Annotated in this window: 13 protein-coding genes; 6 read left to right on the top strand and 7 right to left on the bottom strand. The window is 52.1% G+C overall.

Annotated features, from left to right (window positions below):
- The first annotated feature begins 81 nt into the window (after positions 1-81).
- The 3 genes from ACYVAM_RS03165 (at position 82) to ACYVAM_RS03155 (ending at position 4,690) form a co-directional block, all read left to right on the top strand.
- Positions 82-1,941 carry a glycoside hydrolase family 2 protein gene (locus tag ACYVAM_RS03165; protein WP_461063827.1) on the top strand — a complete coding sequence of 620 codons (1,860 nt, stop codon included), beginning with the start codon at positions 82-84 and terminating at the stop codon, positions 1,939-1,941.
- 231 nt (positions 1,942-2,172) lie between these two features.
- Positions 2,173-2,379, top strand: coding sequence for a heavy-metal-associated domain-containing protein (locus ACYVAM_RS03160; RefSeq protein WP_461063825.1), 207 nt, complete (start codon positions 2,173-2,175; stop codon positions 2,377-2,379).
- Between the two features lie 7 nt (positions 2,380-2,386).
- Positions 2,387-4,690, top strand: coding sequence for a heavy metal translocating P-type ATPase (locus ACYVAM_RS03155; protein ID WP_461063823.1), 2,304 nt, complete (start codon positions 2,387-2,389; stop codon positions 4,688-4,690).
- A gap of 121 nt (positions 4,691-4,811) precedes the next feature.
- Here the strand turns inward: ACYVAM_RS03155 and ACYVAM_RS03150 are convergent, their stop codons facing one another.
- Together ACYVAM_RS03150 and ACYVAM_RS03145 are read right to left on the bottom strand one after the other, a co-directional pair.
- The gene (locus ACYVAM_RS03150) at positions 4,812-5,378 is read right to left on the bottom strand and encodes a 50S ribosomal protein L25/general stress protein Ctc (RefSeq protein WP_461063821.1); all 567 of its coding nucleotides are present in this window, start codon (positions 5,376-5,378) and stop codon (positions 4,812-4,814) included.
- 92 nt (positions 5,379-5,470) lie between these two features.
- A complete protein-coding gene (locus ACYVAM_RS03145) occupies positions 5,471-6,412 on the bottom strand; it encodes a ribose-phosphate pyrophosphokinase (protein ID WP_461063819.1) in 942 nt (313 codons plus the stop codon).
- 178 nt (positions 6,413-6,590) lie between these two features.
- Between ACYVAM_RS03145 and ACYVAM_RS03140 the strand changes: the two genes are divergently transcribed.
- From ACYVAM_RS03140 to ACYVAM_RS03130, 3 genes are read left to right on the top strand one after another with little or no spacing between them, the layout of a single operon-like run.
- Positions 6,591-7,769 carry an acyl-CoA dehydrogenase family protein gene (locus ACYVAM_RS03140; RefSeq protein WP_461063817.1) on the top strand — a complete coding sequence of 393 codons (1,179 nt, stop codon included), beginning with the start codon at positions 6,591-6,593 and terminating at the stop codon, positions 7,767-7,769.
- Positions 7,753-8,517, top strand: a complete 765-nt coding sequence (locus ACYVAM_RS03135) for a PIG-L deacetylase family protein (RefSeq protein ID WP_461063815.1) — start codon at positions 7,753-7,755, stop codon at positions 8,515-8,517. Before ACYVAM_RS03140 ends, ACYVAM_RS03135 begins: the two co-directional genes overlap by 17 nt.
- The gene (locus tag ACYVAM_RS03130; RefSeq protein WP_461063813.1) at positions 8,510-9,094 is read left to right on the top strand and encodes a class I SAM-dependent DNA methyltransferase; all 585 of its coding nucleotides are present in this window, start codon (positions 8,510-8,512) and stop codon (positions 9,092-9,094) included. Before ACYVAM_RS03135 ends, ACYVAM_RS03130 begins: the two co-directional genes overlap by 8 nt.
- Positions 9,095-9,193: 99 nt before the next feature.
- Here ACYVAM_RS03130 and ACYVAM_RS03125 read toward each other — a convergent pair whose 3' ends face one another.
- The 5 genes from ACYVAM_RS03125 to ACYVAM_RS03105 form a co-directional block, all read right to left on the bottom strand.
- Entirely contained in the window at positions 9,194-10,348 is a 1,155-nt protein-coding gene (locus ACYVAM_RS03125; protein WP_461063811.1) for a glycosyltransferase family 2 protein, read from the bottom strand.
- A gap of 195 nt (positions 10,349-10,543) precedes the next feature.
- On the bottom strand, positions 10,544-11,119 hold the full coding sequence (locus ACYVAM_RS03120; protein ID WP_461063809.1) for a phosphatase PAP2 family protein: 576 nt from the start codon (positions 11,117-11,119) through the stop codon (positions 10,544-10,546).
- A 116-nt stretch (positions 11,120-11,235) separates the two neighbouring features.
- On the bottom strand, positions 11,236-13,011 hold the full coding sequence (locus ACYVAM_RS03115; RefSeq protein WP_461063807.1) for a ComEC/Rec2 family competence protein: 1,776 nt from the start codon (positions 13,009-13,011) through the stop codon (positions 11,236-11,238).
- 13 nt (positions 13,012-13,024) lie between these two features.
- Positions 13,025-15,040 (bottom strand): hypothetical protein, encoded by a 2,016-nt coding sequence (locus tag ACYVAM_RS03110; protein ID WP_461063805.1) that lies wholly within the window; start codon positions 15,038-15,040, stop codon positions 13,025-13,027.
- A gap of 130 nt (positions 15,041-15,170) precedes the next feature.
- Positions 15,171-17,018 carry a patatin-like phospholipase family protein gene (locus ACYVAM_RS03105; protein WP_461063804.1) on the bottom strand — a complete coding sequence of 616 codons (1,848 nt, stop codon included), beginning with the start codon at positions 17,016-17,018 and terminating at the stop codon, positions 15,171-15,173.
- Positions 17,019-17,083 lie beyond the last annotated feature (65 nt).

Raw genomic sequence — 17,083 nt, 5'->3', positions numbered from 1 at the left:
CCAATTTTTTGAGACTTTCTTCCGTTTGATCGGTTTACTAGGTACTCAATCAATGTATAGCCGTTAATTGTCTTACGTATTATGTCCGAAATCCAATCAAATTTTGGTCTTACTGATAGTAAAGAGGAAGGCACTGCCGTCGATGAACCCATTAATCCGCTACCCAGAGCGGTACTCCGCTCCAACTCACACTGGCTGCTGGATGGCGAGTGGAAGTTTTCAATTGATGCCAATGACGCTGGTTTGCAGGATCGCTGGTTTCTGGGGCATTCGTATGAAGGAGTCGCTGAGTGGCCTGGTTCAATTGAAGAACATATGGCACAGGCGAAGGGACAGGCTGGCCCCGTCATCTGGCAGGACAAGGTGATTGCCTGGTATGAACGCGAATTTATCCTGCCCGAGCGAACCGAGCCACTTGCCAGTTCAATTATTCAGCTAACCTTTGGCGCCTGCGGTTACGAAACGCGCGTATGGCTCAATGGTCATCCGCTCAGCACGGTTGAAGGTGAGGCTATTCACTATGGGGAATATACGTCTTTTTCCTACGAATTAGCTGACGAATTGCTACGTCCCAATAACCGACTGACGGTACGTATCGCCGATACGATGGATGCTGAAACACCGCGCGGCAAACAGGAGTCACACGTCTATAAACGGGGTGGCATCTGGTATCAGACCTACACGGGTGCCGTGCGCTCCGTATGGCTCGAAACCGTTGAGCGAAACCGGCTACGCTCACGAGTGGGCGTGGTGAGCACTGTTGAGGACGAGTTGGTTCGGTTTAGCCTGACCACCCGGATTCACGACCCTGGCAATTACATTTTACGCCTGCAGGTATTCGAGCGAAAAGCGCCTTTGTCGTCGACACCGATGGCCACTTCCGATTTTCCATTGATGCTGGAAGCCGGGCAAAAGCAGCAACGAGTGGTGATCGAAGTACCGGGGGCGCAACTCTGGTCGCCCGAAAATCCGGTTCGGTATCGGCTCATAGCTCAGCTTATTGATGAAAGTGGCCATGTAGCGCAGATCGAATCGCAGTTTGGCCTTCGAAAGATTGAGGCACGGGGACGGTTCGTTTACCTGAATAACAAACCCATTTACCTGGACGGCATCCTGTATCAACCGGGTACGGCAACGTATGAGGAAATGAAACGCCACATGCTGGCCATGAAAGAGCTGGGTTGTAACCTGGTACGGGTTCATATTGCTGGTATCGACCCGCGCATTTATAATCTGGCCGATAAATTAGGCATGTTGCTTTGGGTCGAAGTGCCGAGCCCGCACAGCTCAACAGCTCGTAGCCGACATAATCACGAGGCTGAGTTAATGCGTATGCTGGCCCTGATTGGTACGCACCCATCGGTCGTGATCTGGAGCCTGTACAACGAAGACTGGGGCGCACAGGATATTGCAACGAATCCGAATACCCGGGAGTACATTATCAATATGTACCATTTCATGCAGCTTGCCTATCCGCAGTTTCTGGTGGTCGATAATGATGGCTGGCAACATATTTCTTACGAAGGACGCCTGAAGTCGGATCTGCTGACAGCTCATTTATATACGCCAGATCTGGACCGCTGGCAATCGCTCCTCGACCGGCTGGTGGCGGGGGATCTGGATACGGTTGCGGCTTTCCCGTTGGTTGTGGGCGATCCGTTTTTCTACCGGCGGCAGGTTCCGCTGGTGGTCAGTGAATGGGGCGGCTTCGGCTTTGCCGACTACGGTGGACCTCAGAGCGCGGACGAACGTACCGAACGCATTCGTCAGTTTAAGCAGGAAATGCGCAAACGCTCCATCGCCGGGGATGTGTATACCCAGGCAACCAATATTGAAGATGAGCAGAATGGCTTGATTGAGCCACATACCGGCGAGCTGACCGTACCGGCCGGCTTGCTGGCATCGGGCGGCTACAGTGAAGTGGCTGCCATGCCAGCGTAAAATGAGGCTATAACCGGGATTTTCATCGGCTTACTATTTCAGCAGATATTCGCAGAGGCAAGAAGGCATTTTCTGCGGGTATCTGCTGTTGTTCTGGTAGGGGATGTTTCCGGAAAGCCGTACGTAGGCCAGTGCGCAATTTTGTACGGATCGTCCTGAATTCTGTAAGCATAAAGAGGGAGACAGAACCGAAATTTGTTAACGAAAAGAAACGAGCTAAACGCTGAAATCATGGAAACCATAAAATTCAAAACCAATATAAAATGTGGCAACTGCATTGCTACCGTAACCCCATTTCTGAACGAAGCCGTGGGCGAAGGCAACTGGCAGGTGGATATCAGCGATCCCAAAAAAGTGCTGACCACAGAAAATGCCACGGCTGAGAAAGTCAGACAGGCGATTGAGAAAGCGGGGTACAAGGCCGAGCCGCTTAACTAATAAACCTATGAATACGACCATTGCCGATTCGGGGACGGCCACGGCCAGGCGTGGCGCTGTGACCGACATTCGGAAAACATATCCTGTGCTGGAAATGAGCTGTGCGGCCTGCGCCGTCAGTGTCGAATCGATCCTGAAACATACGCCAGGAGTTAGTGATGCCGGTGTGAACTATGCCAACCAATCGGCCTGGGTCCGGTTCAATCCGGCTGTCGTTAGCCCAACGGAGCTGCAACATGCCGTTCGGGAAATGGGCTACGACATCGTCATTGAAACGGAAGAGTCTGGCCCTGATGCCCGGCAAATACAGGAAGAAGCGAATCAAAAGCGGTTTCAGAGCCTCAGACAACGGACCATAGGGGCGTTGATTCTATCGTTGCCCCTTGTGGTGATCGGCATGTTTTTTATGTCGATTTCCTACGGGAACTACATCATGATGGCGTTGGCAACACCGGTCGTGTTTGGCCTGGGTCGGCCATTCTTTGTCAATGCCTGGAAACAGGCCCGGCATGGTAAAGCCAACATGGATACTCTGGTGGCGTTGAGTACGGGCATTGCTTTTCTGTTCAGCGCGTTCAATACGTTTTATCCTGAGTTTTGGCATCGTCGGAGCGGAGTTCATCCACACGTATATTTTGAGACTGCCGCCGTCGTTGTTACCTTCATTCTGCTGGGTAAACTGCTGGAGGAGCGCGCCAAACAGAACACCTCATCGGCCATCAAAAAGCTGATTGGTTTACAACCCAAAACGGTACATCTGGTTGAGGGAGATACCGAGCGCGAGATGCCTACTGCTGCCGTTCAGGTTGGTCATTTGTTGGTGGTGCGGCCGGGAGAACGAATTCCGGTAGACGGCCTTGTTGCATCGGGCCAGTCGTATGTCGATGAAAGTATGATCAGCGGAGAGCCCGTACCTGTACTGAAGCAGGTGGGGGAGCCCGTCTTTGCGGGTACGATCAACCAGAAGGGCAGCTTCCGGTTTCATGCCGAAAAAGTTGGTTCCGATACGCTTCTGGCGCAGATCATTCGCATGGTTCAGGAAGCGCAGGGAAGTAAAGCGCCTGTACAGCAGCTTGTGGACAGAATTGCCGGTATTTTCGTTCCTGTGGTGCTGGGCATTGCGGTATTGACGTTCGCCGTCTGGATGGTGTTTGGCCATTACCTGGCCCCCAACAGCGACCCGTTGACAACCGCTCTGCTGACCTCTGTTGCCGTATTGGTCATTGCCTGTCCGTGTGCGCTTGGGCTGGCAACGCCCACCGCCATTATGGTCGGTGTTGGCAAAGGGGCCGAAAATAACGTACTGATAAAAGATGCCGAAAGTCTGGAGATTGCTCATACGGTCAACGCGGTCGTGCTCGATAAAACGGGGACTATTACGGAAGGAAAGCCCCTCGTTACAGACGTACACTGGGCTGTTCCGGTCAATGAGCAAACCCATTTGATGCCCATTCTGTATTCGTTGGAAAAACAGTCGGAGCATCCGCTGGCCCAGGCCGTTACCGCTTTTTTTTCAACCCGTGAATTGTTACTCTTGGATGCCTTCAACAGTGTAACGGGGCGGGGCGTCCGGGCGACGTATCAAAACGTCGTTTACTACGTCGGCAACGAAAGCCTGCTAAACGAGAATCATATTACGCTACCTGCTGACCTGAGCCTGTATGCCGCTGACTTGCAAAATCAGGCAAAAACGCTCATTTATTTTGCCCGGGAAAATGAGTCTACCGGACAGGTTCTTGGGCTAATCGCCATTGCCGATCCTGTAAAAGCAAGCTCGAAGCAAGCCATTGAAACCTTACAGAGTCAAGGTATTGATGTGTATATGCTAACCGGCGACAATGAACAAACGGCTGCCGCCGTGGCTGGTCAAGTGGGGATTCATCACTACAAAGCCGGTGTCATGCCGGGCGATAAAGCTGATTTTGTAAGCGCTTTGCAGGCGTCGGGCAAGGTCGTGGCGATGGTGGGCGATGGCATCAACGATTCGCAGGCACTGGCCCAGGCCGACGTGAGTATTGCGATGGGCAAAGGGTCTGACATTGCCATAGATGTCGCCCGGATGACCCTCATTACGTCCGATCTGACCAGCATTCCCAGAGCACTCAACCTGTCGAGACAAACGGTTCGCGTTGTTCGACAGAATCTGTTCTGGGCATTTATCTACAACCTCATCGGTATTCCCATTGCGGCTGGTGTGTTGTTTCCGGCCTTTGGCTTTCTGCTGAATCCCATGATTGCGGGAGCCGCTATGGCGCTCAGCTCCGTCTCGGTGGTGAGTAACAGCCTGCGGTTGCGGGGCATGAAACTATAGTTGTAACGGCTTCTATCGGTAGAAAACACCGCCTGATAAAACAAGAAAGCCCGGCCAGAAGTCTGACCGGGCTTTCTTTGTAAATCTATTAGCCTTAAAAAATTGGCAGATATAATCAACCTTATTTGCCCACCGTACCACGCAGTGCACGTGGAATTTCGATGCTGGCAACTGGGTTGGATGCTTCTTCAAGCAGTTCGATGTTCTGTACAGAAATCTGACCAACACGAACCGATTTCCCCAGATCAAGATTCGAAACATCCACATCGATAAAGTCAGGGATGTTTTCGACGGTACCTTTCACGCGCAGTTTCCGAACGCGGGTCACCAGTTTACCACCTTTCTGAACACCCGGTGCTGTACCCAGTAAACGAACGGGAACGGCAATTTTGATGGGCTTTTTGTCCGAAATAAGCAGAAAATCAGCATGTAAAAGAACATCGCTTACTGGGTGGAACTGAGCTTCCTGAAGAATAGCCCGGTACTCAGCACCTTCAATGTTAAGCGCTACTTCAAAAATATTAGGCGTATAAATCAAATCGCGGAACAGAATCGCTGGTGCATAAAAATGCACTTGCTCTTCACCACCATATAACACGCATGGAACATTGCCCTCGGCCCGAATCGCCTGTGATTCCGTGCGGCCGAGATTCGCTCGTTGATACCCTACAATCTCGAGTTTTTTCATGATTTCAACTTTGAAAGAGTGAAAGAACAAATGAGCGAACGAATAAAAGGTGCAGATGAATTGCTCTGTCATTCGTTCACTCGTTTGCTCGTTTAATATTTTATAAACAGTGAACTAATAGATTCATGATCACGAATACGGCCAATGGCTTTGGCAAATAACTCGGCCACCGACAATACTCTAATTTTTTCATTCGATTGCTTCATCGGCAACGTATCCGCCACCACTAATTCCTGCAATACGGAATTGGCAATGTTTTCGTGCGCTTTGCCCGACATGATCGGGTGCGTGCAGACGGCTCGCACGGATAGAGCACCCTTATCCATGATGATCTGGGCAGCCTTGGCCATGGTACCACCCGTATCGATCAAATCGTCGACCAGCACCACGTTGGCGCCTTCAACATCCCCGATCACCTGCATAGACGCAATTTCATTGGCCCGCTTGCGGTGCTTGTCGCACAGTACAATGTCGGCGTTGAAGTGTTTCGCGAATGTGCGGGCCCGGTTAGCACCACCCACGTCCGGCGAGGCAACCACCAGATTTTCCAGGTTCAGGCTTCGGATATACGGCACGAACACCGATGTTCCTTCCAGATGGTCGACCGGAAAGTCGAAAAAACCCTGAATTTGTCCTGCATGCAAGTCAATCGTCATCAACCGGTCAACGCCCGATGCCGCTAGTGTATTGGCAACCAGTTTGGCTGCAATCGACACGCGCGGTTTGTCTTTACGATCCTGACGGGCATAACCGAAGTAAGGAATGACAACGGTTACGTAGTGTGCCGAGGCACGGCGGGCCGCATCGACCATCAGCATCAGCTCCAGCAGATTATCAGCGGGTGGGGGCGTCGACTGAATGAGAAAAACATCGCAGCCACGCACCGACTCTTCAAAACTGGGTGACATCTCACCGTCGCTGAAGCGTCGGCAGGTGTAACCACCTAAGTCTTTCCCGTAATAATGTGCAATTTTTTCGGCCAGATAGGTAGACTGACTGCCCGAAAAAATTTTAACCGGATTAAACGAAGCCATGTGTGCCGGACAAATTTCCCGCAAAGGTACGGAAAAAACAGCCCACTTGCTGGTAAGATGTAAACTTTCTTCCTATAAACTGGCTAGTGAACCCCAATATCAGGAAAAGCCAGCCCCAAAATCGGCCTTCATATGACAAATAGCTCAAACAATTTCGCGAACAATAGCTTTGATTCATATGGAAACGCTTAGACCTTTTCAGACTGCCGACTTGCCAAAAAAGCCGCTTTTGGAGCTGGATTCTGAACCAGTAGAGGCTTTATTGCGGCAAATTGCTGACACGGCTGCCCAAACAGACGATGATAAAACATTTCCTGAAGAAGCCTTCAGCCGTTTGGCCGATGCTGGTCTACTGGCGGTTACCCTGCCTGGCAGGCAACTGGATAATCAATTGCCCCAAACCAGCCAACTGCTTCAGTTATTGAAACGAATCGGGGGCGCTAATTTATCCGTTGGGCGGGTTTATGAAGGGCATATCAACGCCCTGAACCTGATTCATTTATACGCCAGGCCGGAGCAAAAAACAAGTTGGTATGCTGATGTAAGTCAGCACAAGCGATTATTCAGCGTCTGGAATACACAAGCGGGCGACGGCGTAACAATTCACGCCATTGGTAATGGTCGATACCGACTCGAAGGAGCTAAGACGTTCTGCTCGGGTTCGGGCTGGATTCAGCGACCCCTTATAACGGGTCAGCTCCTGGGTGACTCGTCTAAGCAAGGATGGCAGATGTGTATTATTCCAACAGAACGGATAAAGCCAATCCCGAAGGATACTACGTTCTGGCAGCCACTGGGTATGCGCGCATCGGTTAGCTATAAGCTCGATTTCACTGGTCTGGAAATCGGTGAGAATGACTTGCTCGGGCAACCCGACGATTATTACCAGCAACCGTATTTCAGCGGGGGAGCCAGCCGGTTTGCGGCCGTACAGTTGGGTGGGGCAGAGGCTTTGTTCAACGCAACGCGGGCACTGCTGATATCCATGAATCGAACCAACGATCAACTTCAGCGTACCAGGCTGGCCGAAATGGCCTGGCTGATCGAATCGGGCAATCAATGGATCAGGGCTGCCGGCGAGAACACCGATGCCTGGCTGGCCGAGGAGGACGGAGCTGAAAAAATTGTGGCTTATGCCAACATGACCCGGACGGCCATCGAAGAAATCTGCCTTCGGGTGATGCCCCTGGCCGAACGGTCGGTGGGCGCGCGCGGACTCATGCGGCCACTCCCCTTCGAGCGTATTCATCGCGACTTGACGTTCTATTTGCGGCAACCCGCCCCCGATGCTACCATCCTCGATATTGGGCGCTATGTTTTAGATAATCCCCAAAACGTGCATGAACTCTGGCGTTGATAAAGCTACTTTTCTGGACGCCATGGCGCATCCGATGGATGTGAATTTAATTGGCAATTCCTTGGTCATCGCTCCGCATCCGGATGATGAATCGTTGGGGTGTGGTGGAACCATAGCGCTTTTGCGGCAACGGGGTTTCCAGGTGCATGTGCTGTTTGTGAGCGACGGAACCATGTCGCATCCGAACTCGCTCAGCTACCCGGCCGATCGGTTGCAACAGGTGCGGGAGCTAGAAGCACTGGAAGCACTTCGGCAATTGGATGTGCCTACTGAAAATGCCTTTTTCATGCGGCAGAAAGATACCCAGGTGGCAACAGTCGATAGTGCACACTTTTCCGATGCGGTTGCTTTTGTTCATACGCTCCTGGCGGATATAAAACCCGCGACCGTGCTGGTTCCCTGGCGTCGGGACCCACACCGTGACCATCGGGCATCCTGGCAGATCGTACAGGCTGCCCTGTCAACGCTTCCGATGCGCCCGCGGGTACTGGAATACCTGATCTGGTTGTGGGAGCTTGGTAATGAGCAAGATATGCCTGGTCGTGACGAAATGGTTGTCTGGCATATACCGATTGAGCCGGTCATGGCACAGCGGAATCAGGCCATTGCGGCTCATCAGTCGCAGGTGAGTCGGCTGATCGACGACGACCCCACGGCATTTTATTTATCGCCCGAGTTGCTGATGCATTTCAGCAAACCACGGGAGTTGTTTCTGGAAGAGCGTATTAATGAAGTCGACTATGCCTAAATCAAGCTTACCCAAGACCTACTTCGATGATGTCTATCGGGCCAATGATGATCCCTGGTCCTTTGAAACCAGTTCGTATGAACTGGATAAATATGTGACGACGCTGGCCGCCCTGCCCCGAGAGCAGTACGCCAACGCGTTCGAGATCGGTTGTTCAATTGGGGTGCTGAGTGAATTACTGGCGCAACGGTGTAGCCGTTTGCTGTCGGTCGATGCGAGTGAACTACCCCTGGAAGCCGCCCGCAAACGGCTGGCTCCATATGAGCAGGTGACGGTCCGGCAATTGAGCATTCCGGCCGAATTCCCTGATGAACAGTTCGACCTGATCTTACTATCGGAAGTAGGGTATTACCTCACACTGGAAGATTTACAGCGGGCGCGTCAACAAATGCTCGATCACTTGACCGAAAATGGCCATCTGCTACTCGTCCACTGGACGCCATTCGTACCCGACTATCCGCTGACGGGTGATCAGGTCCATGAAGAGTTTTTAGCCATAGCCGGTGAAGGTAAACCGCTGAAGCATTTGCTAGGGCAGCGTCTGGAAACGTATCGTCTGGATCTGTTCCAGAAGTAGTAGCGTTTTTTATTTCGGGTATTTTTGCTACAAACATGCCGTGCCTACGGCACTTAATAAATTGAAATATAGGGACTTCAATTTATTATTTACATCAATTTACCTGACCAAATAGTTTCGCATGTCCTGAATGGCGACGGTAATGGGGACGGGTTTCCATTGGGTAATCCATTGCCCCGTTGTCATGCGTTCATCGATCATTTCCCAGATCTCTCCGAAAAACCGGCTCTTTTTGAATTGCTCGATGAGCCAGTCTGGATCAATGAGTAGTTCACGGGCGATATGCTTCAACGAGTCGGTGTGTACACCCTGACTACGTTTTTGCCAGCAGAGCCGTAATTGCTGCCGATTGCTGAGCCGCGTGATGACGGCTCCGGCGGGCTCTGCCAGTTGACATTGATTTTCCTGATTCAAGCTCGACCAATACCGTAGTTGCTCCGAAAAGCCAACCGCCACCCGGCCCTGCAATCGGGTCGATGTGTAGACCTTCACATGCGGGCTTTTTCTAACTTTAGCATCGATGCGGAGCAAAGCCCGATAAAAGGCTTCGTCTTCCAGGTATGGCGTTTCCGGAAGGCCGCCGACCTGCTCATACATACGGCAGGTGACAGCGATACTCGCACCAAAATGTTGAAAGTGACGGGGCCAGGGGTCATGCAAGCAGGGGTCGAACAGGGCTTCGGCTTTAGCCACCAGCGTTCGGTACATCACATCGCGCAGGTGAAACAACCGCACGGTACTCTGGTCGGGTCGGGTCAGAATGCGCCCTCCAACGGCGTCGTTGCCTTTCGCCATTTCCAGCATGATATGGTAAACCCATCGACTGTCAACGACCGTGTCGCCATCCGTTGAGGCTATAATGCCATCGGATTGCCCCTGACTCGTTAACCGGCGGTAGGCTTCGTCCATCAGCAACCGCCGGACAGTACCAATATTTGCTTTATCGGGCGGTAAATGAATCTGCGCAATATGTAGTTGAAATTCGGGGTAGTGCTGCTGGTATTGATGGGCAACGGCAAAAGAGGAATCGGTACAGTTATTAGCTAATAATAGAACTTCGTACAAGGATGGACTTAATGGTAATCTATTGCCATCCAATTGCTTACGAAGCGATTCCAAGGTTTCGGTCAGCTGGTCGGCTTCGTTTCTTACCGGAACAATTACCGTGAGTCGTGTCTGTAAAGAAGGCGGGCTATCGTTAAATAGGAGAGGCTGGGCAACTGCACCATTTATCTCCTGTATCTGCGTTGGCATAAGGCTATTCGTGGCCCATGTGAAAGATTTGATCACACGGAAAGGTCCTTAGTTACAACGGAATGTATGTAAGATTGTTAAGGCAATTTGTGAAGTTATTTGTACTCAATTATACCTTCTGTGGAGTCAGGTTCTCAAACCTGTCTACACGAAGATGCTGGCAAAAGTTAACCTGATGCATGTTTGACGCGCTTGTTAAACCAATTTACTCTTCTCTGAACGGACCTGTATCTTGCGCAGGACAAAAACACAAAAGGCTGCCGATACCATGCCAACGCCCGTGCCCGCCAGTACGTCGAGCGGGTAATGGGCCGCCACGTAAATCCGGCTATACGATACAACCGCTGCCCATAAAAAGCCCACCCATAGCCAGCGATGTTGTTTACCCAGCATGAACCAAAGACTGGCGGCCAGGGCAAACGTGGTGGCCGCATGTGAGGAGACAAAACCGTACTGGCCTCCGCATTCCATTACCGGATGAATGAACGTTTGCAACGCTAGTTCATGGCAGGGCCTCAGCCGGTGAACAAGTGGCTTAAAAACCGAAGAGGCCACCTGGTCGGCGAGCGCTACGGAAAAAATAATGGTCAGAATAAACCCAATGGCTTGCTTTCGGTACTCATAAATAAGCCAGCCAATGAGTAGGGCGTACAGCGGAAACCAGCTGTTGCGTTCCGTAATCCAGATCATGATCGGGTCCAGCCAGGGCGTGTAACGACCATTGAGCCACAAAAAAAGGTGGATGTCGAGTTGGTTGAGGGTTTGCAGCACTCCGAAAAAACAGATTGGTTAAGGCACTTCGTCACCCGCCCCTTGAGCCGGTGAAACGCCGGGCCAAAGATACAATAAATCAAACGACCGGTGTGCAGACCCTGCCCTACACTCGCCTAAGGCCTTGCGCCGGGAAGCGTCAGCGTCCAGTCAACATAGATATTCCCGGCCTTATCTATAGCCCAGTCGACCGCGCTGCCCGACGGTAAGGGTTTCTGACGGCTGAGGGCTATGTCGAGATTCGCCTGGCTCTGGTCGGCCCGAATGTAGGGTATCTGCCGGTTGTCGAGAACCGTCAATAAATCCTTAAAGGGAATCCGATCCCAGCGAAACGTTTTGGCTTTTGCTTCATCGACCGGGATAAGCGTATGTAGATGGGGACTACTTAGTTTGGTAATGCCGCGTGTGTTGGGCGTTGCGTTCTGGCTACCATGATGCCCCATTTTATAGAAAATAGTACGAGCCATCAGGTCCTCAACGGTTACTGCACGGGCTGGGTTGGTGGGTAATGTCCAGGCATATTGCCGTTGCTTAGCTGGTTTTTTTATGTCGCTTTCCCAATCATCCCACACGCCAAATTCAGCATCGCCTGAGAAGAAAAGCACTTCGTTGGTTTCCTCAATTTCAATGGCCAGCACCAAACTGGTATTATTAACGCCCGTGTTGAGCTTAATGGCCAGTTCGTCGGCAGTGCTCAGGTAATCGGCGTTGATTTGCCGCCAGGTTTGTGTCGGGTCAAAATAGGTCTGGAACGCCTTTGTCTGGGCAAGCCCATCGAAATTTTTCTGAACCTGTTGGCTAACGGCTGTCTGATTTTCGAGGAGGTTCAGGACCGCAGATGGCGGCAGCTTCTGCGTTTTTAGGTCGATAGGCATCACGAATTCCTCGTCGAAGGGGGCTTTCTGAACGTAGTACCAAAAGTCTCTGTCGGCCGAATCAGGGGTATCGGCAAAGTTGCTTTGCCCGAAATTAAATTCATTGGTGGTCGTATCGGTCCGCAGCGAACTTTGCCAGTCTTCGGGTTCGCTGGCCTGCATGACACTCAAATTACGCGGGGGACCCAACACAAATAGCTTCAGTCCCGGAAAAATAGTCGGGCTGGGCACGCTGGTCAGGCCTTCGCCAATGATATGCCCCGGCACAACCGTTTGTGATGGTTCTGTATAACCGGGTCGCAGGTACCGGACATTATCTTTTCCGACCTTCTCGATGAGCCTGTCGTAACTCTCATTCATCGAAAAATCCAGGTCGGGGTTGTCCGTGTCCTCTGCCGTTTCGTTAGCCGCAAATTCAAAACCGGCCATCAGATTTAACCGCTCGGCCAGACCAGCAGCCACCTTTGCCGTATGGTCGGTTGCCTTAAGCCGGGCTTCTACCTCTGATTTCTGGGCCTTGTTGGTTGCAGTTGCTAACTCTGCCGAATGCAGGCCGACCTGCTTTGTTAGTGTGTTTACTTCCTCCTGAACCTGCTGAACGGCCTTCTGGACCGACTCGCGGGTCCGCTTTTTATGGGTGCGCCATGCCTTTGCCATCTCATCTTTGGGGTCTTCGGTCCAGGCGAACCAGACTTGGCCAATATCAATTCCTTCCAGTTCATCGCGGGCCTGTTTCAACCCCGAAATGTGGTCCTGGTGTTCGTGCGTAATGGCCAGCACGTCCACAAACGGTTTTCCATCGCGTGTCAGGCCCTGGTTGGTCAAATAGTCTTTCAGGTGTCTGGCTATTTCCTGCATTCGGGTTGATTTTCCGGCCCGTGCGCCAAAATCAATCCAGAGGGTTTTTGCCGTTTTTGTTGTGGGCGTCGTTGATTCTTCATACCAGAAGGTCAGCAGAAAACAGTCGCCGAAGCCCGTATAATACATTCGAACGGAAACAGACGTAAGTTGTGCCATGAGTAAGGTTAGGTTAGCGGTGAAGTAGGGCAAAAGGTTCGACAAGGGCGGAGTTGGTGGGCCAGGTAGCTGGAGCAAAGGGCGATTCGCCTTCGGTCACGTCGGCGTTATACCGACGCAGCAACTCATCCGCCAGCCGGTTGGCGGTGATCACATTTCTGAACCGACGCAAAATGCCTTTGTGTACGAACCGAACGGTTTTCAGGTCAATATCAATGATTAAGGTGCAGCCGCCCCGGTATTCATAAAGCTGCCCGTCGGTCAGCTTCACCTGACACCGCTGCATAACCGTCAGAATAACCTGATTCAGTACATTATAGTCTGGCCCAACGCGCTGCGCCCGATTGAGTGAGTGGACCTCAAAACCCGGTCGTCCGTTGGGAATTGCCGTGCCGTTTTCGTCTTCAAGCGTGTTCATGAAGATTCTGTCGACCGCAATCTGAAGGCTGTTGTCGGTAGTTTGAGCGGCCAGTGCCCCGTTGATTGCCACCTTGCTATTTCGACAAAACGTGTCGTACAGGAATCTGTCGTCCAACATTAGCGTACCAGTCAAATCCTGAAAAACCTGTTTTGTGTTCTTGTCAAATTGGTCGATTAAGCGATGGACCTTTATTTTATAGGCCATAGACAACCGAAACAACTCTTTCCGATTCGATAACTCCACCGCCGTATCGTTGTAGTAGGTCCGCATCAGGTCAACCAGCCGCTGGATTTCACCACCTGTACCGGGATTTAATTTGCTGAGGTCTGACACGTCATTTTCGGTATAGAGCGTATAAGACAGATTTTCGACCGACAGCGTGCGGATGCCCACCGGATAGATGCCCCACCGTTTGAACGATTCGATAATTGCCACGCGAAAGCCAAGCGGGTCGTTGGGCACTAAATCGACATCGGCGGTGATCATGGCCCGAAGCAGTTCGCCGAAGGTGGTGCCGACGGGCGGGCAGTAATCTAATGCCCGGATGCAGAGCGAAAGAAATTGCTTGGCCGTTCGGGCAGCTTCGTCGGCCAGCCGCCTGACTAAGTCGGGATGAATTTCGCCATCGGGTAAAATGCCGCGCCCTTCGGTGGCAATTCGGTAGAGGTCGGCTGTCCGGCGGTTGTAAATATTGAGGAATGCGTCGAAAATGGCGGCTACCAGAATACTTCCCCGTTTGTGCGGTTCCCGCGTTTGTGCCAGTTCTTTGGGGCTGGGCTGCGTTCGCCCAATGGCATCGCGCAGGGCATTATATTGACCAATTGCCAGCCCGAACTGCTGCGCTAACTGCGAGAGCCACTGCTGACTGGCCAGGTTGCCTTTGGTGCGGGCAATCTGGCTTTCCAGAATCTCATTAAATGTAAAGTGTTGAAACAGAGCGACAATATCGGAGAAAGCTTCGTGGAGCGCGAGTGTATCTTCATGTACCGGCATTATGTACCGCTTGTAAATGCCGTCAATCAGCGCGTGGGTGATCTCGTGCGTGATAATGTCGTGCGATAAACACGAGAATACCAGACTGCCGGGCATGAGCAGGCTGGCATCGCTGGGACGGGCCGAGAAATACCCGAACAGCACCGCTTTTTTCTGCGAGCTGTAATATGCATTGGCATCGCGGAAGGCGTGTGGATAAATCCGCAATCGCTGCACAAACTGTTCCCGTTGTTTCGTTGCGGTGTCATACTCCGTCGAGGACCACTGCACCGGCCGGCCGAGGGCTTTCTCGAAGTGCTGAATCGTTAGCATGGCGACGGCATAGACCATCTGCTGATGAAACTGCGGATTACTCTCCGAGGGCGGTAGTCCGTCCTGCGCCAGTAGCTTGGGGTCGTCTAAATGAACCGGAGGGTACATGACTCCACTGGCCGGGTCAATATCAATGACTTCAATGTATTCGCCAATTGGCCCCGCTTCGAGGTCTTCCCAGCGGATAGGATAAACGACAATATTAATGCCGAACGCATCGAGTCGGTTGGCAAAACTGGGGTCGAAGGCATAGCCGCGCAGCCGTCGGTACGCGGGCTTCAGCGATGAGTCATTGATATTCATAAAGATATAGTCTGGCTAATGGATGTGAACAGATTGTACATAGCAGGTGCTATGTAGGTACGAGAGGAAGAGTCGAGCGGGGTAAAATAGTTGGTTTACTCCACCCATCAGGGAGAGGTTGGAGTATTGCTTAAGCGCTTTGTGATGGGCTTATTAGCCTGGGGTTATTCAGTGTATTGGCCTGCGCAATGAGCTGGTCGGCGGTACAGGCTGGATTTTTAAGGGTCGATAGCAGACCGGGATGCAGGTGAAAATCTTCCCCTGCTTTCTGGTAGGCATCCCAGATCAGCCGCGCCCGCCGGTTCAATTCCTGCCCGCGAGGGCCGATGGGAGCTTTCCGTTCAAACTGGCGTAGCAACCGGTAGCAACCGGTTATTTCGGCACTCGCTATCACGGCATTCATCCGGGGCTTGTCTGTCAGCCACCACAGCGTTGTGCTCATATCGCTGCCTGTACGGACGGTTTCATAGACAGCCTCCAACTGATTACGCACGGACGTTGGGGGTGTGCCGGGCCGTAGCGGCTGATTGTGCTCTTTAACAATACCGCCAATAATGCTGGGTATAACAACCATATCCGGTGGCAGGCCGTTGTCGGAGCCAAATACCAGCCCGTAGTCCAGCCCACGAACCCGACGCAGAAAAACGCTGGATAACAAGGTCAGCACACTGGACACACGAATGCGCAATAAATAGCCTAGTTGTTTGAATGACAGCCCCTGAAATGGGGGCAGGGCCAGTGCGTGAATCTCTACGCCAAGCAGCTTGAAATAGCCGGTAATTTTGTTCCACAGCCATTGAACACCCAGCGTAATGAGCAGCCCAACCGCCGATAAACCAGCTAGTAAACCAGCCCAGAAACTGCCGTGCCCATAATGGCTATTCTGAAATATGGCTAGTAGGAATACACCCAGCAACACCCATTGGGCCATGGTTCGGAATCGGCCCAACTGCCCAATCGACGAGCTTCCGGCGCGGGCAGGGCCCGGTTTGGGCGTATCATACAGATCCATCCCTGCACTGTCCACATCGGAAATTAATAGCAGCGTCGAAGGGTCCAGAAGTGCCCGCTGTGGCGGCAATAGAGTAGCGAGGGCCGGATTTGGGTTTTTAGGGTCACAATACCGGCGGTTACGCGCGTTGGCAGTCAATAGACTTTCAATTCCCTGGTTGTCATACACGCCCCCGTCTACCAGCCCAATCCGGTCCCGCTCTATCGCCTGCCCGTTCGCGTTGAGCAGAGCAGGTTGAATGCCATCTGGCGGAAAGAAATCGTCGGGCATTACCAGTGGCTCAAACCCGCCCGGAAAGCACGACGAAGCCGCAACGGTGTCGGCAATGCGTAGCTCGTGCGCCCGCTCCGCACGAATATGTACGTTGCCATTCCCAACTAGAAAACCGGGCCGGATGATACCCTTGTCATCGGTAATTGTTTCGGGTAGGAAAGACGCATACTGAAAGCGAAACGTTAGCCCCGAGAACAACTCGGTCGAACCGAATATGATGCTTTGCAGATGAAAGGGGTTGGCTGGGTCGGGATCCGGATCCCAGAATGCACCAAAACGTGCTTTATTGTACAGGTCCCGGTCATACACATCGGCAAACGCCTGAATGAGTTTGTAGTTGCTTTTGTCGGTATCAATGTTGATTTTCCATTGACGGAGCGCTTTGGGTAACAGCGTATCCTGCTCAAGAAACGTGTAAAAATCCTGGTAAATAGTCTCGAATGGCTTTCCCTGCTTTCGCCAGAACGCATAGAACGCGCCCGTAATGGTGCCGCCCGATGCAGTAGAGAGCATATGTACGTTGTCGAGCAGGCCAAGCAGGTAAAGGGTGTTCAGTGTGCCAAGACTATAAGCCGACGCCCGGAATCCGCCACCGGATAAGCTAAGGGCAATGCGATCAAAGGCCGAGTCGGGCGTACCCGAGGGCATAGAGGTAGAAGCCTGCGGCAAGGCAGACGGTTCAGCAAGTGACATGAAGAGGAAGGGTTGACGTATCGAAAGATAGGTATCTTCCCCTGTCACACCGATGAACTATAGCG

It is taken from the genome of Spirosoma horti, assembly GCF_054776595.1.
Note: the sequence above shows the minus strand (reverse complement) of the source record. Positions and strands in the feature narration are given on the sequence as shown.

What these genes read in the sequence shown, in the direction of transcription:
- ACYVAM_RS03105 (WP_461063804.1), bottom strand. Translation starts at nt 17,018, where the DNA reads ATGTCACTTGCTGAACCGTCTGCCTTGCCGCAGGCTTCTACCTCTATG.
- ACYVAM_RS03150 (WP_461063821.1), bottom strand. Translation starts at nt 5,378, where the DNA reads ATGAAAAAACTCGAGATTGTAGGGTATCAACGAGCGAATCTCGGCCGC.
- ACYVAM_RS03110 (WP_461063805.1), bottom strand. Translation starts at nt 15,040, where the DNA reads ATGAATATCAATGACTCATCGCTGAAGCCCGCGTACCGACGGCTGCGC.
- ACYVAM_RS03130 (WP_461063813.1), top strand. Translation starts at nt 8,510, where the DNA reads ATGCCTAAATCAAGCTTACCCAAGACCTACTTCGATGATGTCTATCGG.
- ACYVAM_RS03115 (WP_461063807.1), bottom strand. Translation starts at nt 13,011, where the DNA reads ATGGCACAACTTACGTCTGTTTCCGTTCGAATGTATTATACGGGCTTC.
- ACYVAM_RS03155 (WP_461063823.1), top strand. Translation starts at nt 2,387, where the DNA reads ATGAATACGACCATTGCCGATTCGGGGACGGCCACGGCCAGGCGTGGC.
- ACYVAM_RS03165 (WP_461063827.1), top strand. Translation starts at nt 82, where the DNA reads ATGTCCGAAATCCAATCAAATTTTGGTCTTACTGATAGTAAAGAGGAA.
- ACYVAM_RS03135 (WP_461063815.1), top strand. Translation starts at nt 7,753, where the DNA reads ATGAACTCTGGCGTTGATAAAGCTACTTTTCTGGACGCCATGGCGCAT.
- ACYVAM_RS03145 (WP_461063819.1), bottom strand. Translation starts at nt 6,412, where the DNA reads ATGGCTTCGTTTAATCCGGTTAAAATTTTTTCGGGCAGTCAGTCTACC.
- ACYVAM_RS03125 (WP_461063811.1), bottom strand. Translation starts at nt 10,348, where the DNA reads ATGCCAACGCAGATACAGGAGATAAATGGTGCAGTTGCCCAGCCTCTC.
- ACYVAM_RS03140 (WP_461063817.1), top strand. Translation starts at nt 6,591, where the DNA reads ATGGAAACGCTTAGACCTTTTCAGACTGCCGACTTGCCAAAAAAGCCG.
- ACYVAM_RS03160 (WP_461063825.1), top strand. Translation starts at nt 2,173, where the DNA reads ATGGAAACCATAAAATTCAAAACCAATATAAAATGTGGCAACTGCATT.